Here is a 5,951-nt window from a genome sequence, read left to right on the forward strand (position 1 = left end):
CACCGACGCCCACCCCGACGACGACCACGACGCCCACTCCGACCCCGACGCCGACGACCACCACGCCGCCGCCCCCGGGTGGCAAGAAGCTCGTCGGCTACTTCGCCGAGTGGGGCGTCTACGGCCGCAACTACCACGTGAAGAACATCGAGACGAGCGGCTCGGCATCGAAGCTGACCCACATCCTGTACGCGTTCGGCAACACCACCGGCGGGCAGTGCTCGATCGGTGACTCGTACGCGGCCTACGACAAGGCGTACACCGCGGCGGACTCGGTCGACGGCGTCGCCGACACGTGGGACCAGCCCCTGCGCGGCAACTTCAACCAGCTGAAGAAGCTCAAGGCCATGCACCCCGGCCTCAAGGTCATCTGGTCGTTCGGCGGCTGGACCTGGTCGTCCGGCTTCACGCAGGCGGCGGCCAACCCGACCGCGTTCGCCGACTCCTGCTACAACCTGCTCAACGACTCCCGCTGGGCCGGTCTGTTCGACGGCATCGACATCGACTGGGAGTACCCGAACGCGTGCGRGCTGTCGTGCGACTCGAGCGGCCCGGCGTCGTTCAACAACGTCATCACGGCCCTGCGCACCAAGTTCGGCAGCGGCAAGCTGATCACGGCGGCCATCACCGCCGACGGCAGCACCGGCGGCAAGATCGACGCGGCCGACTACGCCGCGGGAGCGCAGAAGCTCGACTGGATCATGCCGATGTCCTACGACTACTTCGGGGCGTTCAACCCGACGGGTCCGACGGCACCGCACTCGCCGCTGACGTCCTACACGGGCATCCCGCAGGCGGGCTTCAACACCGAGGCGGCCGTCAACAAGCTCATCGCCAAGGGCGTCCCGGCCAACAAGATCCTGCTCGGCGTCGGCTTCTACGGCCGTGGCTGGACCGGGGTCACGCAGACGGCACCCGGGGGTTCGGCGACAGGCGCCGCGCCGGGCACGTACGAGGCCGGCATCGAAGACTACAAGGTGCTCAAGAACAAGTGCCCGGTCACGGGCACCGTCGGCGGGACGGCGTACGCCAAGTGCGGCTCGGAGTGGTGGGGCTACGACACGCCCAGCACGCTGGCCGGCAAGACGTCGTGGGCCAAGGGCAAGGGACTGGGTGGCGCCTTCTTCTGGGAGCTGTCGGGTGACACGTCCAACGGCGAGCTGATCAGCGCGCTGTCCACCGGGCTGAAGTAGCCCACGCGAAGCCCGGCCTCCGGATACCCTCCCTCCGGCGGCCGGGCTTCTGCGCGCACACCCTCCAGCGAGCGCGCCGCCGTGCCGATGACGTCGAGGGTCCGTCCCGGGCCCCTGAGCGAGGGGTGCCGGTGAACGGACCTGCTGGGCCTCCGGCCCCGGACGACCTGCCACGCTCGCCGTCCGGGCGGGTGCCGCAGTGGGTCATCGACGAGGCCGCCGCCCGCGGTGCCGGACCGCCCGAGGCGCGGACCTCAGACGCTCCGGGCGGGGTGCGGGGCCGTCGCCGACGGCGCGTCGGCGTGCGCCGCGGACGTTCGCTCGCACCGGACCCGTCGGCCAGGTCGACGTCGCGCTCGTCGACGGTCGTGGCCGTGCTCGTGGTCGCCGCGCTGGCGGGCGGGACGTGGGTCGTCCAGTCCGGACGCTTGCCGCAGGTGCTCGCCTGGGCGGGTGCCCCGGAGCCGACTCCCACGGCGGCCCGCAACCCGGACGCACCGACCCCGGGCACGGGCGCCGCGTCGGCTGCGCTCGGGACGCCGGCCCCGGTGCCGGGGACGAGCGCCTCGTTCGCCTACGTGGCGGTCCAGGACGACCGCGCCACGCCCGTCGCCTACGACCCGTGCCGGCCGATCCACTACGTGACGCGCCCGGACGCCGCGCCGGACGGGGGCCAGCAGCTCATCGCGGACGCCGTCGCGCGGATCTCGCTGGCCACGGGGCTGCAGTTCGTCGACGACGGCACGACGACCGAGGCGCCGTCGCCCCGACGGGAGGCCTACCAGCCCGAGCGCTACGGCGACCGGTGGGCGCCCGTGCTGTTCAGCTGGTCCTCGCCGCGGGAGGACGCGACCCTCGCCGGCTTCGTCRCCGGCGCCGCCGGGAGCGTCCACGTGAGCCTGGCGGACGGGCCGGAGGTCTACGTGACCGGGCAGGTGGTGCTCGACGCCCCGCAGCTCGCCGAGTCCTCCACCCATCCCGGCGGCGACGCGATCGCCCGGTCCATCGTGCTGCACGAGGTCGGTCACCTCGTCGGGCTCCAGCACGTCGAGGACACGACGCAGCTCATGTATCCCGAGGCGCAGGAGGGGGTCTCCGACCTCGGCGTCGGGGACCTGACCGGACTGGCTGCGCTCGGCCGCGGGGAGTGCGTCCCCGAGCTCTGAGCGGCGCCGTTTCACCCGTTATGTCAAGGTTCCCCGGTCGTAAACTGGAGGACCGGGCATCCATCCGCGGGGGCCCGCGCGACGGAGGAGTCGTGCGATGAAGCGTGCATTCCTGTCGGTCCTGCTGCTGGTCGGCACGTTCCTGATGATCCCGGCATCGCCCGCCACGGCGGCGCCCTACTGCGGCCTCGTGTGGGGGTCGCTCACCAAGTCGGCGCCGTCCCTGTCGCAGGCGCCGGTGGTGAACGTCCGGACCGGTCGGCACAGCTGCTACGACCGGCTCGTGGTCGATGTCGCGGGCGACGTCGGTGGGTACACGGTGTCCTACGTGGCCCAGGTGGTGCAGGACGGCTCCGGCGAGCCGATCCCGACCCGCGGCGGCGCGGCCCTGCAGATCACCGTGAACGACCCGGCGTACGACGTCAACGGCAACCCGACGTACTCGCCGGCCAACAAGCTCGAGCTGCGCAACGTCTCCGGCTACCGCACGTTCCGGCAGGTCGTGTTCGCCGGGACGTTCGAGGGCTACACCAGCCTCGGCCTGGGGGTCAGGGCGCGGTTGCCGTTCCGCGTGTTCGTCCTGGACGGTCCGGGAACCGGGTCACGCGTGGTCGTGGACGTCGCGCACCGCTGGTGACCAGGCCAGCAGCTCCCGCACGGCTGCCGCGGTGGCCTCCGGTGGGATGCCGTGGTCGGCGCCACCGGGTACCACGACGTGCCTGGCGTGCGGGAGCAGCCCGGCAAGCGCGGCGGCGGACTCCGGCAGGCCGGGCCACGTCTCCGCGCCGGTGATCACCCACGTCGGGACGTCGATGGCGCGCATGGCCGGCGTCGGTACCCCGAGGGTCGCCGTGATGGTGGCGTCGTAGACCGTGCTCTGTGCGATCGCGACGAGCGACTGCCAGGCCGGCGAGGAGCGGATCTGCTCGACGAGGGTCGCGGGCAGGCCGATGCCCTCGGTCTGGAACAGGGCGACCGCGTCCCCGGGCCTCCCGTCGGCGACCAGCGCCTCGATCCGCGCCGGAAGGTCGGCCGCGCGCGCGGTCAGGGTGCCCAGCGCGAACGGCGCCTCGTAGAGGGCGAGGTGGGTGATCGGCAGCCCGGCCGCGGCCGCGGCGAGCGCGAGGATCCCTCCCGAGGAGTACCCGAACACCGCGGCGCTGCCGCCCGCGACACGGATGATCGCGGCGAGGTCCTCGAGCTCCCGCTCGATCGCGTACGGGGCCGTGTCGCCGCTGAGCCCGCGGGCGCGGCGGTCGTAGGTCACCACGGTGTGGTCGCCGGTCAGGCGCGCGGCGAGGTGCGCGCAGGTGGTGTGGTCGTTGAACGCGCCGGTGGTGACGACGATCGCGGGCCCGTCCCCCGCGCGGTCGTACGCGATCGGGGTGCCGTCGGCGGAGGTGAGCGTCTCCATGGGGTTCTCCGGGGGTGTCGAAGGGGTGCTGTCACCAGGGGGACGAAGAGCGCCTCGTGTCATGGACACCTCGCGCCATGCTGTCCATCCTGGCCCTGCGCGCTCGTCCATGAAGGACACCACTCGAGAGCGGGGAGCCGACATGCAGTACCTGTTGCTGATCAGTGCCGACGAGGAGCTCGCGGCGTCGCGGATGCGCGAAGGCGCGTTCGCGTCGTTCGACGCCTGGTTCTCCGACCTGGAACGGCGCGGGGTGCTGCGCGCGCACGTCGGTCTGCACCCCAGCGAGACCGCCACGACCGTGCGTCTGCGGGGCGGCGAGGTCCTGCTGACCGACGGCCCGTTCGCCGAGGGGCGCGAGCAGGTCGGCGGGCTGGCGCTCGTCGACTGCGCGGACCTCGACGAGGCGGTCGCGATCGCGGCGGCGCACCCCGCGGCGGCCATCGGCCAGGTCGAGGTGCGCCCGGTGCGCACGACGTGACCGACGAGGTCGAACAGGTCCTCGCAGACACGTTCGCCCGGGACTGGGGACGGCTCGTCGCCACGCTGATCCGGCTCACCGGGGACTGGGACCTGGCGGAGGAGTGCGCGCAGGAGGCGTTCGCGTCGGCCCTGCGCACCTGGCGGAGGGACGGCATCCCTGATGTGCCGCGCGCCTGGCTCACCACGACCGCGCGTCACCGTGCCATCGACCGGATCCGGCGTGAGCGCGTCGGCGCCGAGAAGCTCCGGGCGCTGGTGGTCGAGCCCGACGAGCCGGATCTCGACGTCCTGGCCAGCGGGATCGCCGACGAACGCCTCCGGCTGCTGTTCACCTGCTGCCACCCGGCGCTGGCCCTGTCCTCCCGGGTGGAGCTGGCGCTGCGCACCCTGTGCGGCCTGACGACGGCGGAGATCGCCCGGCTGTTCGGGGTGCCAGAGCCGACCATGGCCAAGCGGCTGGTGCGCACCAAGCGCAAGATCGCGGTCGCCGGCATCCCCTACCGGGTGCCGTCCGCCGCCCAGCTGCCCGAGCGCACACCCGCCGTGCTCGCGGTGCTCTACCTGGTGTTCACGGAGGGCTACGCGGCGACCGCAGGACCGCACCTGGTACGGGTGGACCTCTGCCACGAGGCGATCGACCTGACGCACGTGCTCAGCGGTCTGGCGCTGGACGACCCGGAGGTCGCGGGTCTGCACGCCCTGATGCTCCTGCACCACGCGCGCACGCCGGCCCGCACGGACCACGACGGTGTGCTGGTCCCGCTCGAGGAGCAGGACCGGTCCGCGTGGGACCGCGGGGCGATCGAGGCGGGCCTGGCCGAGCTGCGGCGGGCGGTGCTGCGGGAACGCGTCGGCCCGTACCAGCTGCAGGCGCTGAYCGCGGCGTGCCATGCGACCGCGGCCTCGGCGGGGGACACGGACTGGGGGCGGATCGTCGGCCTGTACGACCAGCTGGTGGAGGTGGTCCCGTCGCCTGCGGTGCAGGTGAACCGAGCTGTCGCGGTGGGCATGGACCGCGGCCCGGAGGCTGGGCTCGCCGCGCTCGCGGGCGCCGGTGACCATCCCCTGGCCCCCGCGGTCCGCGCCGACCTGCTGCGCCGCCTGGGCCGCCGGGCGGAGGCGGCGGCGGCTTACCGCGAGGCGCTCACCCGCACCTCGAACCGCGCCGAGCAGGAGTACCTGGAGCGCCGGCTGCGGGATTCGTGAGTCTCACCCGATGTGCGCGCGCCGCGGCCGGCCTCCGGGGTTAGCGTCGGGCAATGCCGCGCGGTGCGATGCAGCACGTCGAGCTGGACGAGCCGGCCGAGTCGTCGGCGCCCGTCGCGGCTCCGTCGGCCCGCCCTGCGCGGCTGTGGTGGTGGGTCGGGGGTGCCGCCGGCGCCGTCGTCGCGGCGCTGGTCGTGACGCAGGTGGTCCTCGACGTCCGGGAGCGTGCGGAGTCGGCCCGGCTCGTGGCGACCCCGGGCGTCGTGCGCGCGCTCGACGCGGACGTCGGCGTCCTGTGGCGGCCGGACCCCGCAGAGACCGGGGTGCTCACGCAGGGCATCGAGGTCGGCGGCGCGGCGCTCGGCCTGTCCGTCGCGGATGACGGGTCCCAGTCGTTCGTCGCGCTCGACCAGCGCACGGGGGAGCAGCGGTTCTCGACGCCGCTCGTCGGGGCCGACCCGGACCGGGCGCGGTCGCTGGACCGGTCGG

Annotated in this window: 6 protein-coding genes; 5 read left to right on the plus strand and 1 reads right to left on the minus strand. The window is 73.6% G+C overall.

What is annotated here, in order from left to right; all coding sequences use genetic code 11:
• From AC1DUQ_RS16040 to AC1DUQ_RS16050, 3 genes are all read left to right on the plus strand, one after another.
• On the plus strand, nucleotides 1–1,193 hold a 1,193-nt coding region (locus tag AC1DUQ_RS16040), incomplete at its 5' end, for a glycoside hydrolase family 18 protein (protein WP_477074124.1).
• A 131-nt stretch (nucleotides 1,194–1,324) separates the two neighbouring features.
• The gene (locus AC1DUQ_RS16045) at nucleotides 1,325–2,359 is read left to right on the plus strand and encodes a matrixin family metalloprotease (RefSeq protein ID WP_477074125.1); all 1,035 of its coding nucleotides are present in this window, start codon (nucleotides 1,325–1,327) and stop codon (nucleotides 2,357–2,359) included.
• Nucleotides 2,360–2,456: 97 nt separating this feature from the next.
• The gene (locus AC1DUQ_RS16050) at nucleotides 2,457–2,996 is read left to right on the plus strand and encodes an AMIN-like domain-containing (lipo)protein (RefSeq protein ID WP_477061164.1); all 540 of its coding nucleotides are present in this window, start codon (nucleotides 2,457–2,459) and stop codon (nucleotides 2,994–2,996) included.
• Here AC1DUQ_RS16050 and AC1DUQ_RS16055 read toward each other — a convergent pair.
• A complete protein-coding gene (locus tag AC1DUQ_RS16055; protein ID WP_477061165.1) occupies nucleotides 2,961–3,773 on the minus strand; it encodes an alpha/beta fold hydrolase in 813 nt (270 codons plus the stop codon). The genes AC1DUQ_RS16050 and AC1DUQ_RS16055 overlap by 36 nt on opposite strands.
• 142 nt (nucleotides 3,774–3,915) lie before the next feature.
• Here AC1DUQ_RS16055 and AC1DUQ_RS16060 point away from each other — a divergent pair, with 142 nt between their 5' ends.
• Nucleotides 3,916–4,254, plus strand: a complete 339-nt coding sequence (locus AC1DUQ_RS16060; RefSeq protein ID WP_477061166.1) for a YciI family protein — start codon at nucleotides 3,916–3,918, stop codon at nucleotides 4,252–4,254.
• A complete protein-coding gene (locus AC1DUQ_RS16065; RefSeq protein ID WP_477074126.1) occupies nucleotides 4,251–5,462 on the plus strand; it encodes an RNA polymerase sigma factor in 1,212 nt (403 codons plus the stop codon). Before AC1DUQ_RS16060 ends, AC1DUQ_RS16065 begins: the two co-directional genes overlap by 4 nt.
• Nucleotides 5,463–5,951 lie beyond the last annotated feature (489 nt).

This window comes from Cellulomonas sp. P4_B5_2 (assembly GCF_056402235.1).